This is a genomic window from Streptomyces sp. SID13031 (assembly GCF_010548305.1).
In the GTDB taxonomy this organism is placed as follows: Bacteria; Actinomycetota; Actinomycetes; order Propionibacteriales; family Kribbellaceae; genus Kribbella.
This window is the reverse complement of sequence record NZ_JAAGLV010000033.1, coordinates 24,783-40,248: the sequence shown is the minus strand read 5'-3', so window position 1 is coordinate 40,248 and position 15,466 is coordinate 24,783. Positions and strand designations below refer to the sequence as shown.

13 protein-coding genes are annotated in these 15,466 nt (G+C 67.3%); 5 read left to right on the top strand and 8 right to left on the bottom strand.

Features of this window, described 5'->3' with window-relative positions:
- Nucleotides 1-153: 153 nt before the first annotated feature.
- The 5 genes from G3I17_RS38260 to G3I17_RS38240 all read right to left on the bottom strand — a co-directional run bounded on the left by G3I17_RS38260 (nt 154) and on the right by G3I17_RS38240 (nt 7,524).
- Nucleotides 154-708 (bottom strand): hypothetical protein, encoded by a 555-nt coding sequence (locus G3I17_RS38260; RefSeq protein ID WP_164604130.1) that lies wholly within the window; start codon nt 706-708, stop codon nt 154-156.
- Between the two features lie 13 nt (nt 709-721).
- Nucleotides 722-2,221 (bottom strand): Nramp family divalent metal transporter, encoded by a 1,500-nt coding sequence (locus G3I17_RS38255; protein ID WP_164604128.1) that lies wholly within the window; start codon nt 2,219-2,221, stop codon nt 722-724.
- Between the two features lie 108 nt (nt 2,222-2,329).
- Nucleotides 2,330-4,474: an acetate--CoA ligase family protein gene (locus G3I17_RS38250; RefSeq protein WP_164604125.1), complete on the bottom strand. Its 2,145-nt coding sequence runs from the start codon at nt 4,472-4,474 to the stop codon at nt 2,330-2,332.
- 86 nt (nt 4,475-4,560) lie between these two features.
- On the bottom strand, nt 4,561-5,787 hold the full coding sequence (gene frc, locus G3I17_RS38245; RefSeq protein WP_164604123.1) for a formyl-CoA transferase: 1,227 nt from the start codon (nt 5,785-5,787) through the stop codon (nt 4,561-4,563).
- Nucleotides 5,788-5,799: 12 nt separating this feature from the next.
- Nucleotides 5,800-7,524: a thiamine pyrophosphate-binding protein gene (locus G3I17_RS38240; protein WP_203591326.1), complete on the bottom strand. Its 1,725-nt coding sequence runs from the start codon at nt 7,522-7,524 to the stop codon at nt 5,800-5,802.
- Nucleotides 7,525-7,650: 126 nt separating this feature from the next.
- Between G3I17_RS38240 and G3I17_RS38235 the strand changes: the two genes are divergently transcribed.
- Nucleotides 7,651-7,935: a hypothetical protein gene (locus tag G3I17_RS38235; RefSeq protein ID WP_164604122.1), complete on the top strand. Its 285-nt coding sequence runs from the start codon at nt 7,651-7,653 to the stop codon at nt 7,933-7,935.
- Here the strand turns inward: G3I17_RS38235 and G3I17_RS38230 are convergent.
- Nucleotides 7,860-8,435: a hypothetical protein gene (locus tag G3I17_RS38230; RefSeq protein WP_164604120.1), complete on the bottom strand. Its 576-nt coding sequence runs from the start codon at nt 8,433-8,435 to the stop codon at nt 7,860-7,862. The two genes, G3I17_RS38235 and G3I17_RS38230, sit on opposite strands and share 76 nt — an antisense overlap.
- Before the next feature lie 11 nt (nt 8,436-8,446).
- Nucleotides 8,447-9,817 carry an OFA family MFS transporter gene (locus tag G3I17_RS38225; protein ID WP_203591325.1) on the bottom strand — a complete coding sequence of 457 codons (1,371 nt, stop codon included), beginning with the start codon at nt 9,815-9,817 and terminating at the stop codon, nt 8,447-8,449.
- Between the two features lie 138 nt (nt 9,818-9,955).
- Between G3I17_RS38225 and sucC the strand changes: the two genes are divergently transcribed.
- The 3 genes from sucC to G3I17_RS38210 are packed head-to-tail and all read left to right on the top strand — an operon-like array spanning nt 9,956 to nt 12,953.
- The gene (gene sucC / locus G3I17_RS38220) at nt 9,956-11,113 is read left to right on the top strand and encodes an ADP-forming succinate--CoA ligase subunit beta (protein ID WP_164604118.1); all 1,158 of its coding nucleotides are present in this window, start codon (nt 9,956-9,958) and stop codon (nt 11,111-11,113) included.
- A gap of 12 nt (nt 11,114-11,125) precedes the next feature.
- Nucleotides 11,126-12,016, top strand: a complete 891-nt coding sequence (gene sucD / locus G3I17_RS38215) for a succinate--CoA ligase subunit alpha (RefSeq protein ID WP_164604116.1) — start codon at nt 11,126-11,128, stop codon at nt 12,014-12,016.
- Between the two features lie 55 nt (nt 12,017-12,071).
- The gene (locus G3I17_RS38210) at nt 12,072-12,953 is read left to right on the top strand and encodes a 2-hydroxy-3-oxopropionate reductase (protein ID WP_164604114.1); all 882 of its coding nucleotides are present in this window, start codon (nt 12,072-12,074) and stop codon (nt 12,951-12,953) included.
- A 74-nt stretch (nt 12,954-13,027) separates the two neighbouring features.
- Here G3I17_RS38210 and G3I17_RS38205 read toward each other — a convergent pair whose 3' ends face one another.
- Complete coding sequence (locus G3I17_RS38205) at nt 13,028-13,720, bottom strand: substrate-binding domain-containing protein (RefSeq protein ID WP_343238554.1); 693 nt, start codon at nt 13,718-13,720, stop codon at nt 13,028-13,030.
- Between G3I17_RS38205 and G3I17_RS38200 the strand changes: the two genes are divergently transcribed.
- On the top strand, nt 13,707-15,434 hold the full coding sequence (locus G3I17_RS38200; RefSeq protein ID WP_164604112.1) for a beta-galactosidase family protein: 1,728 nt from the start codon (nt 13,707-13,709) through the stop codon (nt 15,432-15,434). The genes G3I17_RS38205 and G3I17_RS38200 overlap by 14 nt on opposite strands.
- The last annotated feature ends 32 nt before the right edge of the window (nt 15,435-15,466 follow it).

Below are 15,466 nucleotides of genomic sequence, written 5' to 3'. Positions count from 1 at the left end.
CTTGTGGAGTTGGACCAGTCTTGGAGGACCGGACCACATCTACAAGGGCTGCACTCCTATCACCAGCCGCAACACCGACTTGACCACACACTCCGCTGCCTAACCGAACGGCGTTGGGGTTAACCCCTCAGACGGTGGGTTGTGGGATGCGAGTTAGCGTGTTCGGGGGATTGCGCCGGTCTTCTTCCGGGCTCGGACGGTGGCCGCCTTGCGGGCGGCCAGGGAGTCGGCGAGCTCGACGTACTGCTCGACGACTGTGTAGGCGTAGACGTTGTGGTCGATGATCCTCGGCCACCAGTGCCGACCGAGCTGCTCGTGCATCCACAGGAAACCGATCGCGAATCCCATGCTGAGCAGGGCCCGGAAGGCCAGGAACTTCCACGGTTCCACCGGCAGGCCCGGCGTACCGGTGACCGTCCACTCGGTCACCACCGAGTGCACCAGCAGCGCCAGCGGGAAGCCGATCACCCAGTAGACCGCCGCCGGGGCGAACACCCCGGCCGGAAGCTTGCCCAGGGCAAGCAGTACGGCGTACCCGGCGCCGAAGACGATGAGCGGGACCGCCAGGCCGAGACCTGTCACCAGCGCCCAGCCGATGGGCCGGCCGACGAACGCGGCCAACCCACCGGCGACGAAACCGGCGGCGACTCCCACTGTTGCGGCGGGGACGGAGAACTCCGCCAGCTGCCGGACCTTCGCGCGATCCATCGTGAGATTCATGTCAGCCCACGACCACGCCGAAGCGAATGAGGCTGTAGAACAACATGCCCAGATAGAAGACCGCGCCGAACCCGATGATCAGGTTCCGGACCGGACCCGGCCGGATCGGTTTGGGCAGCAGCTTGTTGTTCACCAGGAGCAACACGATGCAGTACGCGCCCATCGCGAAGGTGGACAGGAACGCCAGGATGTCCAGGATCCCCGCCGGACCGTCGGCCGGCCCGAACAGCAAGATCAGGATGCCGAACGTGATCACGCCCCAGAGGAACCCGGCGTACAACTTCGACATCGAGAACCGCTTGGCGCCCGGGATGAAGTAGTACGTCATGTCCGCCTGGCCGCGGGAGAACGAGTCGAACAGCCCCAGCGTGGCGTTCAGGCCGATCAACGCGATGAAGGCGAAGAACAACGTCCCCAGGATCGGGCTGCCGGCCGATGAGAAGGCATCGGACATCGCCTTCAGCGCCGCCTCCCGGTCACCACCCTCGATCAGCCCGCCGACGTTCGGATTCTCCCGCGCCGCCGACATGGCCAGCACCGTGAAGGAGATCGTGACGAGCATGGTGATGCCCCAGAAGAGCAAGATCGCGTCGAAGGTGACCCACTTGCGCCAGCCCCTCCACTTCTTCATCTCCTCGGGGTCCTCGGTGTCGAACATGTAGCCCCGCGACGGCATCGCCTCCGCCTCGTCGGCCGAGCGCAGACCGCGGATCTTCGGGATGTGCGCACCCATGCCCGCGCCGGAGTCGCGCAACTGCAGGGTGTACCACATCTGCTGCATCCCCGACGGGCCGGCGAAAGCGATCGATCCGACCAGGATCGGGAACCACGCCTCCGTCAGGGCCTTGTCCGGCAGGAAGCCGATCGCGAACATGCCGGACAGCGTCTGGGCCAGGTCGTCCCAGCTGCCGACGATCGCCGCGATGATCGAGGTACCGACGACCAGGAAGCCGATCAGCAGGCCGAGCAGCTTCTCCAGGAAGTTGTAGATCACCGACAGCATGCTGAACAGGATGCCGACGCAGACCAGGGCGACACAGGCCGTCACCTGCCAGGGGATGCCTGATATCTCCTCGAACGCGGCCGCGCCGGCCGAGAGGTGCCCTGGCCAGATGTAGATCAGGATGGCCGCGACGTAGAAGAACCACATCAACGGTTTGAAGACCCGCGCGGCGCCGAAGAAGATGCTCTCTCCGGTCGCCATCGCGTAGCGCGCCATCTCCAGCAGTACGAACGCCTGCAGGGTGACACCGATCATGAACAACCAGCGGATGTCCGGACCGAACACCAGGACGAGCCGGGGCCACATGTAGGACTCGCCCATGCCGACACCCAGTGCGACCAGGAAGACGGTCGGACCGAGAATGTGCAGGGAAGGCGGAGCCGGCGGCAGCGGCCGGATCGGCATCGGTTCGAGCCGGCCGGCCTTCCAGACCCGCTCGGTGGCAACCACTGCCGCGGGCTCTTCGGGTACTTCTGAGGTCTTGCTTGTGACGTCCAAGGCGGACTCCTTAGATCGACGCCAGCTGACGAGACTTATCGCTCCCCCGTGCACTCCCCCTGCACCAAACGCATCACCGCTCTCTAGGAAAAGGTTGGCTGGGGACTGCTACGAACCGAGCGGACCCGCGTTCCGGGCCCAGCGGTACTTGGCACCGAGGACCTCGACCGGGGTCTCGGTGGTGTAGGGATAGGCGACGATGCCGTGCTCGAACAGGTACTGGCTGGCCTCTTCGACCTCCACGTCACCCGACAGCGAGGCGACCACGGGCTTGTCGATGCCCTTGGCCCGGTACTCCTCGACCACCTCGGAGACGAGCTTCGCGAACACCATCGGCGGCGTCACGATCGTGTGCCAGTAGCCCAGGATGAGGGCGTGGATCCGGTCGTCCTCGAGGCCGAGCGCGACCGTGTTCCGGTACGTCGAGGGCGGCTCGCCGCCGGTGATGTCGACCGGGTTGCCGGCCGCCCCGAACGGCGGGATGAACTTCTTGAACGCGGCGTCCAGGTCCGGCGGGATCGTCATCAGGTGCAGCCCGTTGTCGACGCAGGCGTCCGAAAGCAGGACACCCGAGCCGCCCGCGCCGGTGATGATGACGACGTTCTCGCCCTTCGGCGTCGGCAGCAGCGGGATGCCCCGGGCGTACTGGAGCATCTGGTTCAGCCCCGGCGCGCGGACCACGCCGCTCTGCCGCAGGATGTCGTCGTAGACCTTGTCGTTCCCGGCCAGCGCGCCCGTGTGCGAGCTCGCCGCCTTCGCGCCCATGGCGGTGCGGCCGGCCTTGAGCACGACGACCGGCTTCTTCTTCGACACCCGTGCGGCCGTCTCGGCGAAGGCCCGGCCGTCCTTGAGATCTTCTAGATGCATGGCGATCAGGTTGGTGTTGTCGTCCTGCTCGAAGAACGTGAGGAGGTCATCCTCGTCGATATCGGCCTTGTTGCCTACCCCAACGATCGCCGAGACGCCCATCCGGCTGGACCGGCTGAAGCCGAGGATCGCCATCCCGATCCCGCCGCTCTGCGATGACAGCGCGACGCTGCCCCGCACGTCGTACGGTGTGCAGAAGGTCGCACAGAGGTTCTCGGGCAGGTAGTAGTAGCCGTAGATGTTCGGCCCGAGGATGCGCACGTTGTGCTTCTTCGCGATCGCGACGACCTCGTCCTGCAGCTCCTGCTCACCGGTCTCGGCGAAGCCCGACGGGATCAGGATCGCCCCGGCCACGCCCTTCTGACCGCACTGCTCGAGCGCGCCACCGACGAATTTGGCCGGTACGGCGAAGACGGCCACGTCCACGTCACCCGGAACGTCGGTGATCGAGGGGAACGCCTTCAGCCCGAGTACTTCGCCACCCTTGGGGTTGATCGGGTAGATGTCACCCTTGTACCCGCCGTTGACGAGGTTCTTCATCACCGAGTTACCGATCTTGCCGTCCTCGTTCGAGGCGCCGATCACGGCCACCGCGCGGGGCTTCATGATCCGGTTCATCGCGGTCAGGATCTCGTCCTGGGTGTAGCGCTCCACCGGCTTACCGGCCTCGGCGTCCACGATGATCCGGAAGTCCACCGCGGTGGCGCCGTCCGGCCCGGCCAGCACCGGGTTCAGGTCGACCTCGGCGAACTGCGGGAAGTCCTCGACCAGGTCGGACAGCTTGCTGATGATGGCGGCGATCGCATCCTTGTCGACGGGCTTGGCGCCGCGGACGCCGTTCAGCATCTCGTGCGCGCTGATCCCGTCCACCATCGAGCGGGCCTCTTCGGGCGAGGTCGGCGCGAGCCGGAAGGTGACGTCCTTGAGCACCTCGACCAGGACGCCACCAAGACCGAAGGCGACGATCTTGCCGAACGTCTCGTCGGTGACCGAGCCGACGATGACCTCCTGCACGTCACCGCCGGTGACGAGCATCTTCTGCACCTGTACGCCGGTGATCGCCGCGTCGGCCTGGTACGCCTTCGCGTTGGCGATGATCCGATCGAACGCCGTCACCGCTGCCTCGGCGCTGTCGACGCCGACCACCACGCCACCCGCCTCGGTCTTGTGCAGGATGTCCGGCGAAACGATCTTCAGCACGACCGGGAAGCCGATCTCGGCCGCCAGCACCGCGGCCCCGCCGGCAGTCGTGGCCAGCCCCTCACCCGGGGTCGGGATACCGTACGCGTCCGCGACCAGCTTGGCCTCGGGTGCGCTCAGCGAGGTGCGGCCTTCCGCCAGAGCCTGATCGAGGATGGTCTGGACAGCTGCCTTGTCATAAGTCATGCCTGAAGCTCCTCCGAAGCGAGATGGCTGTTGCTTGCGTCCGAAGAACTGTCGATGACGTCTGCGCAGTTCTTCGGACGTAACGGCTAGACGACGCCGGCGGATCGCAGGGATTCGAGTTCGGCGGTGTCGATGCCGAGGGCGCCGTAGATTGCGGAGTTGTGTTCGCCCAGGCCGGGTGAGGTCTCCACCTGGACGGGCGAGTCGGACAGCTTGATCGGGCAGCCGACGGTCTTGAAGGTGCCGCGCTGCGGGTGTTTCACCTCGACGACGGCGCCGAGCTCGGCCAGCGTCTCGTCCTCGATCAGTTCCTTGGTGGACAGGATCGGGCCGCACGGCACGTTCAGCGCGTTCAGCTTCTCCATCACCTCGAACTTGGTGTGCTGCTCGGTCCAGGTCTCGATCAGCGCGAACATCTTGTCGAGCTTGTCGAGCCGGGCGGCCGGCGTGTTCCAGTCCGGGTCGTCGACGAGCTCGGGCTTGCCGATCAGGTTCGCGATCGGGGCCCAGCCGGGCGGCTGGACGATCACGTAGATGTAGTCGTTCGGGCCGCCGGGCGCGGTACGGACCGCCCAGCCCGGCTGGCCGCCGCCGGACGCGTTGCCGGAGCGCGGTACCTCGTCGCCGAAGTTGTCGTTCGGGAACTCCTTCAGCGGGCCGTGCGCGAGCCGCTGCTGGTCACGCAGCTTGACCCGGGTGAGGTTCAGTACCGCCTCCTGCATGGCGACGCTGACCCGCTGCCCCTTGCCGGTGGCGACCCGCTGGTACAGCGCGGCGAGAATGCCGGCGACCAGGTGGATACCCGTGCCCGAGTCACCGATCTGAGCTCCGGTGGCGAGCGGCGGGCCGTCCTCGAAGCCGGTCGTGCTCATCGCGCCGCCCATCGCCTGGGCGACCACCTCATAGGCCTTGAAATCCTCGTACTTACCGGGGCCGAAACCCTTGATCGAGGCGAAGATGAGGGCCGGGTTGATCAGCTGCAGCCGGTCCCAGGTGAAGCCCATCCGGTCGATCGCCCCGGGAGCGAAGTTCTCCACCAGGATGTCGGAGTCCTTCACCAGGTCGGTGAAGATCTCCTTGCCCCGTTCGGACTTCATGTTCAAGGTGATGCTGCGCTTGTTGCAGTTCAGCATCGTGAAGTACAGGCTGTCGACGTCGGGCAGGTCGCGCAGCTGCTGGCGGGTGATGTCACCGGTGGGCGCCTCGAGCTTGACCACGTCCGCACCAAGCCAGGCGAGGATCTGGGTGCAGGACGGTCCTGACTGCACGTGGGTCATGTCGAGTACGCGAACACCTTCAAGGGCCTTGGGCATAACGGTCCTCCGCTACTTGTACATGGTCTGGTTCATCGTTCCGGGCGCGTACGCGTCCGGATCGACCCACACGTTGATCAGCGACGGCAGCCCCGACTCGCGGGCCCGCTGCATGGCCGGCCCGATGTCCTTGGGGTCGCGGACCTCCTCGCCGTAGCCGCCGAGCATCTTGGCGAACTGGTCGTACTTGACGTCGCCGAGCGTGTTGCCGATCCGGCCGCGCTCATGCCCGTACTTGGCTTCCTGCCCGTACCTGATCTGGTTCATCGAGGAGTTGTTGCCCACGACACCGACGAACGGCAGCTTGAACCGGACGAGCGTCTCGAAGTCCCAGCCGGTCAGCGAGAAGGCGCCGTCACCGAACAGCGCGACGACCTCCTTGTCGGGCCGGGCGTACTTGGCCGCCATCACGAACGGGATGCCGACGCCGATGGTGCCGAGCGGACCCGGGTCCATCCAGTGGCCGGGCGATTTGGGCTGTACCACGCCGCCGGAGAAGGTGACGATGTCGCCGCCGTCGCCGATGTAGATCGAGTCCTCGGTGAGGAACTCGTTGATCTCGTGCGCGAGCCGCAGCGGGTGGATCGGGTTGGCGTCCGAGAGCTGCCGCGGCAGCCGCTTCTGGTACGCCGCATCCTCCTCGGCGCGCAGCTCGCTGAACCACGCCTTGCGGTCGCCGGCCTTGGCGATCCGCCCGGACGACGCCTGCGTGACGGCCGCCAGGATCGCCCCCGGGTCGCCGACCAGGCCGAGGTCGATATCGCGGTTCTTGCCGACGGTGCGGTAGTCCATGTCGATCTGGACCACGGTCGCGCCCTTCGGCAGCCGGCGGCCGTAGCCCATCCGGAAGTCGAACGGGGTGCCGACGATCAGGATCAGGTCGGCGTTGTTGAACCCGTACCGCCGGGACAGGTGGAAGTGGTTCGGGTCGCCGGGCGGCAGGGTGCCGCGGGCCGAGCCGTTCATGAACGTCGGGATATTCAGCTTCCGGACGAAGTCGATCGCCGCGTCGCTGCCACGCGCGGTCCAGACCTGGGTGCCGAGCAGCACGACGGGCTTCTCGGCCCGGGCCAGCAGGTCGGCGAGCGCCTCGATGTCGGCCGGGTCGCCGATGCTCTTGGTGGATCCGCGGTACCGCCCGCCCTCGGGGATGGTCGCCGACTCCACCGGGACGGAGTTGTCCAGGATGTCGCGCGGGATCTCCAGGAAGGACGGGCCGGGGGCGCCGTTGTAGCACTCGCGGAACGCCATCGAGACCATGTCGGCCACCCGGGCGGTGCTCGGCACCGTGGCGGCGAACTTGGTGATCGGCGTCATCATGTCGACGTGCGGCAGGTCCTGTAGCGAACCCATCTTGTGCTGGTTCAGCGCACCCTGGCCGCCGATCAGCAGCATCGGGCTCTCCGCCCGGAAGGCGTTGGCGACACCGGTGATGGCGTCGGTGGTACCGGGTCCGGCGGTGACGACGGCGCAACCGGGCTTGCCGGTCATCCGGGCGTAGCCGTCGGCGGCGTGCGCCGCGACCTGCTCGTGCCGGACGTCGACGACGGCGATGCCCTCGTCGACGCAGCCGTCGTAGATGTCGATGATGTGTCCACCGCAGAGGGTGAAGATCACGTCGATCCCCTCGGCCTTGAGGGCCTTGGCCACCAGGTGCCCGCCCGAGATCGTGGCGGTGCTCGGTTCCGGCTCGGTCACCTGGGCGACCGCTTTCGTTTCGGACACTGTCTGGGCCATCTGGCAGTCATCTCCTCGGAGGAAGGCCGTTCTGGATTATCAGCCTGTAGATTGCATACCGTATGTGGTAGTCGTAGTCATACCGTATCGCCGATCCCCTTGTCCAGAGCTCAGCAGGGAGTTGCCATGACGATCCAGGACGAACTCGGCCAGACTCGGCGCGCAGTACAGAACCTCGAGAAAGCTCTTGCAGGGTTGAGGAATCAGCTCGGCGCGCACCTCGACGTACTACGCCTGATCGATGACGTGGCTAGGTGCTCGGCGGACCTGCAGCGACTAGAGCAACAGGTCGGTACGCCGAGCCGGCACGAGCTGGTCGTGATCCCCGACGACGACTACGACCACAGCTTGTGGGCCACCGGCGCCGCCGACCACGAGGGGCTGGGCGCACCAGGCCGCCGAGCCCCTTGAATCGACAGACACTGCTTCAGCAGCCGCCGGAGCTGTATGTCGTCCGCCGCTCGCGCGGTGATGGCTACGGCTTCGGCAGCGTGCTCAGTGGCAACGAAAGTGCGATAGAACGACTCACTCAGCCCGACCCGATCCAGGACGGGCAGCCACCAGCGGGCCGTCCCACCCGGATCTTCCTCGGCATCCAGGAGATACATCGCCGTCTGATGCGCGTTGGACAATCGCACCCGCTCCTGGCCAGTCAGCTCCCCTTCGGTCGCGAGAGCCGTCGACACGCAGAGGGCAACCAGCCGGGCCGATCCCTCGAACCCTGGTCTCGCCGTCTGCAGGAAGTCCGGGGCTAGCGGCAACAAGGCCCGGCGCCCGGCCTTCGTACTGTGGTCGTGGACCATCCTGGCGATCGAGCCGAGGACCGGATGGACGCAGGTCGGCCGATCCGTCCAGGGCTCTCTCGCCAGCTTGGAGACCAGCTCCAGTACGCACGGTTCGGGTCGCGCCACCCGCCCGTACGTCACTCTCCCGGCCGTACTATCCCGGCGACCGGAGTCCCCAACTGCCGTCGGACCGTCAGCGACGGTCGGCCGGGTTGCTTCAGGAAACGGACCGTGAGCGCCGTGGCGAGACCGAGGAAGCCGGCCACCAGGAACACCGGTCGATAGCCGATCGCCTCGACCAGGCTCGCCGTCACGCCGATGCCGACCAGGCCGCCCACCGCCTTGGCGGAATACAGGATGGCGTGGTTCTGCAGCAGGCTGTTCTCGCCGAAGAACTCCAGCACCAGGTTCGCCATGATCGCGTAGAACGCGCCACCGCCGAGGCCCGCGAACATCGCGCAGAACACGAACGCCCAGCCCGCGCCGGACTCGCCTGCTACTACGAGTCCGACATGGGCCAGCCCTTCGATCATCAATACCGCGGCCAGCACCCGCCGACGGCCGAACTGCTCCGAGAGACGGCCGGCGAAGGACCGGCCGAGACCGTTGACCGCGGCAAGCAATCCGGCCGCGAAGCCGGCGACGGCCAGGCCCAGTTGCGCTTGCATCGCATAGCTGACGACGAAGGCGATGCCGAACAACGACAGCGCAGTACAGAGTGCGAGCGTCAGCCACATCAGCGGCAGCGCGCCGGTGCGCATCGCCTCGCCAGGACGATAGTGCCGGGCGGCGGGGATGTTGTTCGGGATGCTGCGGTTGAGCTTGCGGTCGACGGCCCAGGCCTGCGCATCGAGCGCGGCCGGCCACCAATGCCGCGGCGGGTCCTTGAGGATGCCGCCGGCGGTCAGTACGACCAGCAGCGCCACCGCAGCCGCGAGATCGAAGACCAGGCGATGCCCGCCGGAGGAGTCGAAGATGGTCAGCAACGCGATACTCGGCACCGCGCCGACGGCGAAGCCTCCGGTCACGAACCCGATCGTGGCAACCCGCTTGTCCGGGAACCACCGGCCCGCCGTCGTGATGCACGCGGCGTACACGAGTCCGGCTCCGATACCGCCGATCAACGCGTAGCCGACCATCACGGCCGCGTAGCTGCCAGAGTGCGCGAGCGTCGCCAGACCACCAGCAGCAAAGACCCCACCCAGTACTACGAGTTGCGTCGGCGAGGCCCGGCGGATGCGCTGGAGCCATGCCGCGGGGATCGCGACGAGCGCCTGGCAGGCGACGAAAACGGCCAGCAGCCACATCGTCTGGACGAAACCCCAGCCGCGACCAGCCTGCAGGTCGAGCGCGGTCGAGCCGAAGGAGTACTGGAGCGGGCTGATCGCAACCATGCAGGCCCACGCGGCCCACAGTTGCCAGCGCCGCGGATGCCCGGTGAGTTCCTGGGCCTCTTCGCCGACCCGGTACTGGCGGCCGTACACGTCACGCACGTCCCGTGCTGTCATCAGCGTCTCCTGACTACTGCATACCGTATGTGGTCTTTGGTACTCCTCTCCGCTACCGCTTGTCCAGAGTTGAGCGGGTCTTGTGACGTTCGTGCATACAGAATACAGTCGTCAGAACGCGTATCGAGGAGGCCTTCTGTGGATCTGATGGAGTACCAAGCCAAAGAACTCTTCGTCCGGCACGGGGTGCCGGTCACCCTCGGGCGGGTGGTCGAGGACGCTGCCGATGCCGCGGCGGCCGCGGAAGAGTTGGGCGGCCGGGTCGTGGTGAAGGCCCAGGTGAAGGCCGGCGGCCGGGGCAAGGCGGGTGGCGTCAAGCTGGCCACGACGCCGGCCGAGGCGACCGAGCGCGCCCGCGACATCCTCGGGATGGACATCAAGGGACACACCGTCCGCCGGGTTCTGCTCGCGCCGGCCGCGGAGATCGCCGAGGAGTACTACTTCTCCTTCCTGGTGGATCGGGCGAACCGCAACTACCTGTGCATCGCGAGCACCGAAGGTGGCGTCGAGATCGAGGAGGTCGCGCACACCAACCCCGACGCGATCGCGAAGGTCTCGATCGACCCGGTGACCGGTGTCGACGAGGCGAAGGCGGCCGAGATCGTCGCCGCCGCGGGCTTCCCTGGTGAGGCTGCGTCGGTAGTACAGGCGTTATGGGACGTGTTCATCAAGGAGGACGCGTCGCTGGTCGAGGTGAACCCGCTGGTGAAGCTGGCCGACGGTTCGCTGGAGGCGCTCGACGGGAAGGTGACGCTGGACGAGAACGCGGCGTACCGGCATCCCGATCACGCGGCCTTCGACGACAAGGCCGCCGGCGATCCGCTGGAGGTCGCGGCGCAGGAGAAGGGGCTGAACTACGTCAAGCTCGACGGCTCCGTCGGCATCATCGGCAACGGCGCGGGGCTGGTGATGTCGACGCTCGACGTCGTCGCGTACGCGGGTGAGGCGCATGGTGGGGTGAAGCCGGCCAACTTCCTCGACATCGGCGGCGGTGCGTCCGCCGAGGTGATGAAGAACGGACTGAGCATCATTCTCGGCGACCCACAGGTGCGCAGCGTGTTCGTGAACGTGTTCGGCGGGATCACCGCGTGCGACGCCGTCTCGAACGGCATCGTGCAGGCGCTCGAACTGCTCGGCGACCAGGCGAACAAGCCGCTCGTCGTCCGGCTGGACGGCAACAACGTGGACGAGGGCCGGCGGATCCTCGCGAAGGCGAACCACCCGCTGGTGACGGTGGTCGACACCATGGACGGCGCTGCTGACCGCGCCGCCGAACTGGCCGCAACCGGACTCTGAGGAGCTAGTGAGATGGCAATCTTTCTGACCGAGAACAGCCGGGTCATCGTTCAGGGCATGACCGGGGCCGAGGGGCAGAAACACACCTCGCGGATGCTTGCCGCGGGCACCAATATCGTCGGTGGCGTGACGCCGGGCAAGGGCGGCCAGTCGGTCGACTTCGCCAGGCGGTCGATCCCGGTCTACGGCTCGTGCGCCGACGCGGTGAAGTCCACCGGCGCCGATGTCTCGATCGTCTTCGTGCCGCCGCGCTTTACCAAAGGCGCGGTGATCGAGGCCGTCGACGCCGGGATCCCACTGGTGGTGGTGATCACCGAAGGCGTGCCGGTGCACGATACTGCCGCGTTCTTCGCCCACGCGCAGGCCACGGGCACCCGGATCATCGGGCCCAACTCCCCCGGCCTGATCACCCCCGGCAGGGCGAACGCCGGCATCATCCCGGCCGACATCGCCGGTCCCGGCCGGATCGGGTTGGTGTCGAAGTCGGGCACGCTGACCTACCAGATGATGTACGAACTGCGCGAGTACGGCTTCACGACGGCGATCGGGATCGGCGGCGACCCGATCATCGGGACGACGCACATCGACGCGTTGCGCGCCTTCCAGGACGACCCCGAGACCGAGGCGATCGTGATGATCGGCGAGATCGGTGGCGACGCCGAGGAGCGCGCGGCGGCGTTCATCAAGGAGTACGTGACCAAGCTGGTCGTCGGATATGTCGCCGGGTTCACCGCTCCCGAAGGCAAGACGATGGGGCATGCGGGCGCGATCGTTTCCGGTTCGTCCGGTACTGCGGCCGCCAAGCAGGAAGCGCTCGAAGCGGTCGGCGTGAAGGTCGGCAAGACGCCGAGCGAGACCGCCCAGCTGATGCGCGAGGCGCTCGACCGGCTCCTCGTCCACTGACTCCTCGTCCACCAACTCCCGACCAACTCCTCGTCCTTCAGAAGGGGCAAGCAGCATGGCGAAGATCGGATTCATCGGGCTCGGCATCATGGGCTCGCACATGGCCGCGAACCTGATCACGGCCGGCCACGAGGTGACCGGCTACGACGTCGTACCGGCGTCCGTCGACAAACTCCTGCAGGCCGGCGGCAAGCCCGCACCGGACATCGCCTCGGCGGTGTCGGGTGTCGAGGTGGTCATCACCATGCTGCCCGACTCACCGCAGGTGGCGGAGGTCGTCCTCGGGCCGGGCGGGGTGCTCGAGGCGGCCGCGCCGGGCGTGCTCCTGATCGACATGAGCTCGATCGCGCCGGAGACCTCGCTGGCGGTTGCGGCGCAGGGTTCGGCGCGCGGAGTACGGGTGCTGGATGCGCCGGTGAGTGGTGGTGAGCAAGGTGCGATCAAGGCGTCGTTGTCGATCATGGTCGGTGGTAGTGCCGAGGATTTCGCGTCGGCGCGACCGATCCTCGAGGACCTCGGCCGGACCATCGTGCACGTCGGCGGGTACGGCGCCGGCCAGACGGTGAAGGCGGCCAACCAGTTGATGGTGGCCGGCATCATCGCGCTGGTCAGCGAGGCGATCGTGCTGCTGGAGGCTTCCGGTGTCGACGGCGAGCGCGGGCTCGAAGTACTGGCCGGCGGTCTGGCCGGAAACCGCATCCTCGACCTGAAGTCGGCCTCGATGCTCGCCCGTCAGTTCGAGCCCGGCTTCCGGATCGACCTGCACCACAAGGACATGGGCATCGCCCTGGCGTCGGCTCGTGCCGCCGGCGTCTCCCTGCCCGTCACCGGCGTAGTAGCCCAACTGGTCGCCGCAGCCCGAGCCACCGGCCACGGCTCCGACGACCACTCATCCCTGCTGGCCGTCATCGAGTCGCTGTCCGGCCGTTCATCCTGAAGTCAAGAGAGCTGCCGGATGCGCCGCCGCAGCCGCCGAGGTAGATAGAGGAGCTGACAGCTCCTCGCGGTTGTTCATAGCGCATGATTGCCTGCCGGCGGGTCTCGCACCAGTTGTTCGAGGTCAGCTGGTGGAGCAGTGCTGGCCCGGACCACCAGCTCGGTGCCGACGGCGACGGGCTGGTGGTGGTGCTCACCTGTCCGGATCCCTTCGATCAGGGCGTCGACGCTGCGGCGAGCGACCTCGGGGAAGAACTGGCGGATCGTCGTCAGCGGAGGCCAGAACTGGGCGGCCTCCTCCATGTCGTCGAAGCCCACCACGCTGACGTTCCCGGGAACTGACCGGCCGCGCTCGTGCAGGGCTCGCAGCAGGCCGAGGGCCATCTGGTCGTTGGCCGCGAAGACCGCGGTGACCTCGGGGTCGGCGGCGAGCACGCGGCCGGCCTCGTACCCGGAGCCGGCCGACCAGTCACCGGTCAGCACGGGCGGTACCGGGCACCCGCGGTCGGTCAGAGTCTGCCGCCACGATCGCAGCCGGCGCGAGGCGGCGTAGGAATCCTCCGGGCCGCCGAGATGCCAGACCGTCCGGTGTCCGAGGTCGAGCAGGTGCTCGGTCGCCAGCCGGGCACCCTGGGCCTGGTCGGTATCGACGACCGGGTAGTCGAGGTCGGCATTCGAGTCGATCACCACGACCGGCATCCCTTCGGGCATCCGGACATCTGCCTCGTCGAGCCGATGTGCCTCGATCAGGATGATGTCCGACTTCACGATCGGTGAGTCCGATTTCCTCCTCGACGGTGCGCCGTTCCGGATCCTGTCCGGCGCCCTGCACTACTTCCGCGTTCATCCGCAGTCCTGGGCGGACCGGATCGAGAAGGCCCGCCTGATGGGACTCAACACCATCGAGACCTATGTGCCGTGGAACGCCCACAGTCCTCGGCCCGGGGTCTTCGACACCGAAGGGATGCTCGATCTCGGGCGGTTCCTGCGGCTGGTCGCCGAAGCCGGCCTGTACGCGATCGTCCGCCCAGGCCCGTACATCTGCGCGGAGTGGGACAACGGCGGCCTCCCCGCCTGGCTCTTCCAGGAGCCAGGCGTGGGCGTCCGCCGGCACGAGCCGCGGTTCCTGGCCGCGATCGAGGAGTATCTCCAGCAGGTACTGCGCATCGTGGAGCCGCTGCAGGTCCATCACGGTGGACCAGTGCTGCTGGTCCAGGTCGAGAACGAGTACGGCGCTTTCGGTACCGACCAGGTCTATCTGAAGGCGCTGGCCGACCTGATCGGCCGAGCCGGGATCACGGTGCCGCTCGTGACCGTGGATCAGCCGGTGGACGAGATGCTCGCGGCGGGTGGGCTGGACGGCGTACTGCGGACCGGGTCCTTCGGCTCGCGCAGCACCGAGAGGCTCCGCACCTTGCGGGCCCATCAACCGTCGGGTCCGCTGATGTGCATGGAGTTCTGGGATGGGTGGTTCGACCACTGGGGCGGTCCTCATCACACGACCTCGGTCGAGGACGCGGCCTCGGAGCTGGACATCTTGCTGGCCACGGGGGCATCGGTCAACGTGTACATGTTCCACGGCGGCACGAACTTCGGCCTCACCAACGGGGCCAACGACAAGGGCGTCTACCGGCCGACAGTCACGTCGTATGACTACGACGCCCCGCTGGACGAGGCGGGGGACTTCACCGCGAAGTTCCACGCCTTCCGGGAGGTGATCTCCCGCTACGCAACGGTGCCGCCGATGACTCCGGCTTCGGTCGAGCCGGCACCGGAGTTCTCGGTACCACTGGGCGAGCCTGTTTCCGTGCGGGGGCGGTGGACCACGCACGCGTCGCTACCGACCCTCGACGGGCTGGGCGCCCGGCTCGCGATCTACCGGACCGAGATCGAGGTCGAGGGGCCTGCTCTGCTCGAGGTCGGCGAGGTCCGCGATCGCGCCCAGATCTTCCTCGACGGCCACCCGGTCGGCATCCTGGAACGCGAGAACCACGATCGCGCCATCCTCCTGCCGCACGGCCGCGGCCGGCTGGAGTTGGTCGTCGAGGATCAGGGGCGGGTCAACTACGGTCCCCGGATCGGCGAACCGAAGGGCCTGACCGGTGCCGTTCTGCTCGACTCGATCCCGCTCACGAGCTGGTCGACCTGCGTCATCGACCTCGACGCCGTCCCCTCTTCGTGGCAGTCCGTCAGCGAGAAGGCCGTGGTGGCCCCGGGCCCGACCGCTTGGCGAGCGACCTTCGACGCCGACGGTCCGGTCGATCACTTCCTCAAGACCGATGCCTGGGGCAAGGGTTTTGCGTGGGTGAACGGCTTCTGCCTCGGGCGCTACTGGCATCGCGGCCCGCAGCACGCGCTGTATGTACCGGGGCCTGTCATCCGTCGAGGGGCGAACGAACTGGTCGTCCTGGAGCTCGACACGATGGCCTCTCGGACCGCTGAGTTCACCACTGGCGCTTCGCTCGGTCCTGTTGATTTGTAGCTGAGTGGAACAGACGGGTCCGGAGGGGGCCT

Excerpts from the sequence above, each read along its gene's own strand:
- G3I17_RS38260 (WP_164604130.1), bottom strand. The coding sequence starts at position 708 with ATGGATCGCGCGAAGGTCCGGCAGCTGGCGGAGTTCTCCGTCCCCGCC.
- G3I17_RS38250 (WP_164604125.1), bottom strand. The coding sequence starts at position 4,474 with ATGACTTATGACAAGGCAGCTGTCCAGACCATCCTCGATCAGGCTCTG.
- frc (WP_164604123.1), bottom strand. The coding sequence starts at position 5,787 with ATGCCCAAGGCCCTTGAAGGTGTTCGCGTACTCGACATGACCCACGTG.
- G3I17_RS38240 (WP_203591326.1), bottom strand. The coding sequence starts at position 7,524 with ATGGCCCAGACAGTGTCCGAAACGAAAGCGGTCGCCCAGGTGACCGAG.
- G3I17_RS38235 (WP_164604122.1), top strand. The coding sequence starts at position 7,651 with ATGACGATCCAGGACGAACTCGGCCAGACTCGGCGCGCAGTACAGAAC.
- G3I17_RS38225 (WP_203591325.1), bottom strand. The coding sequence starts at position 9,817 with ATGACAGCACGGGACGTGCGTGACGTGTACGGCCGCCAGTACCGGGTC.
- sucD (WP_164604116.1), top strand. The coding sequence starts at position 11,126 with ATGGCAATCTTTCTGACCGAGAACAGCCGGGTCATCGTTCAGGGCATG.
- G3I17_RS38210 (WP_164604114.1), top strand. The coding sequence starts at position 12,072 with ATGGCGAAGATCGGATTCATCGGGCTCGGCATCATGGGCTCGCACATG.
- G3I17_RS38200 (WP_164604112.1), top strand. The coding sequence starts at position 13,707 with ATGTCCGACTTCACGATCGGTGAGTCCGATTTCCTCCTCGACGGTGCG.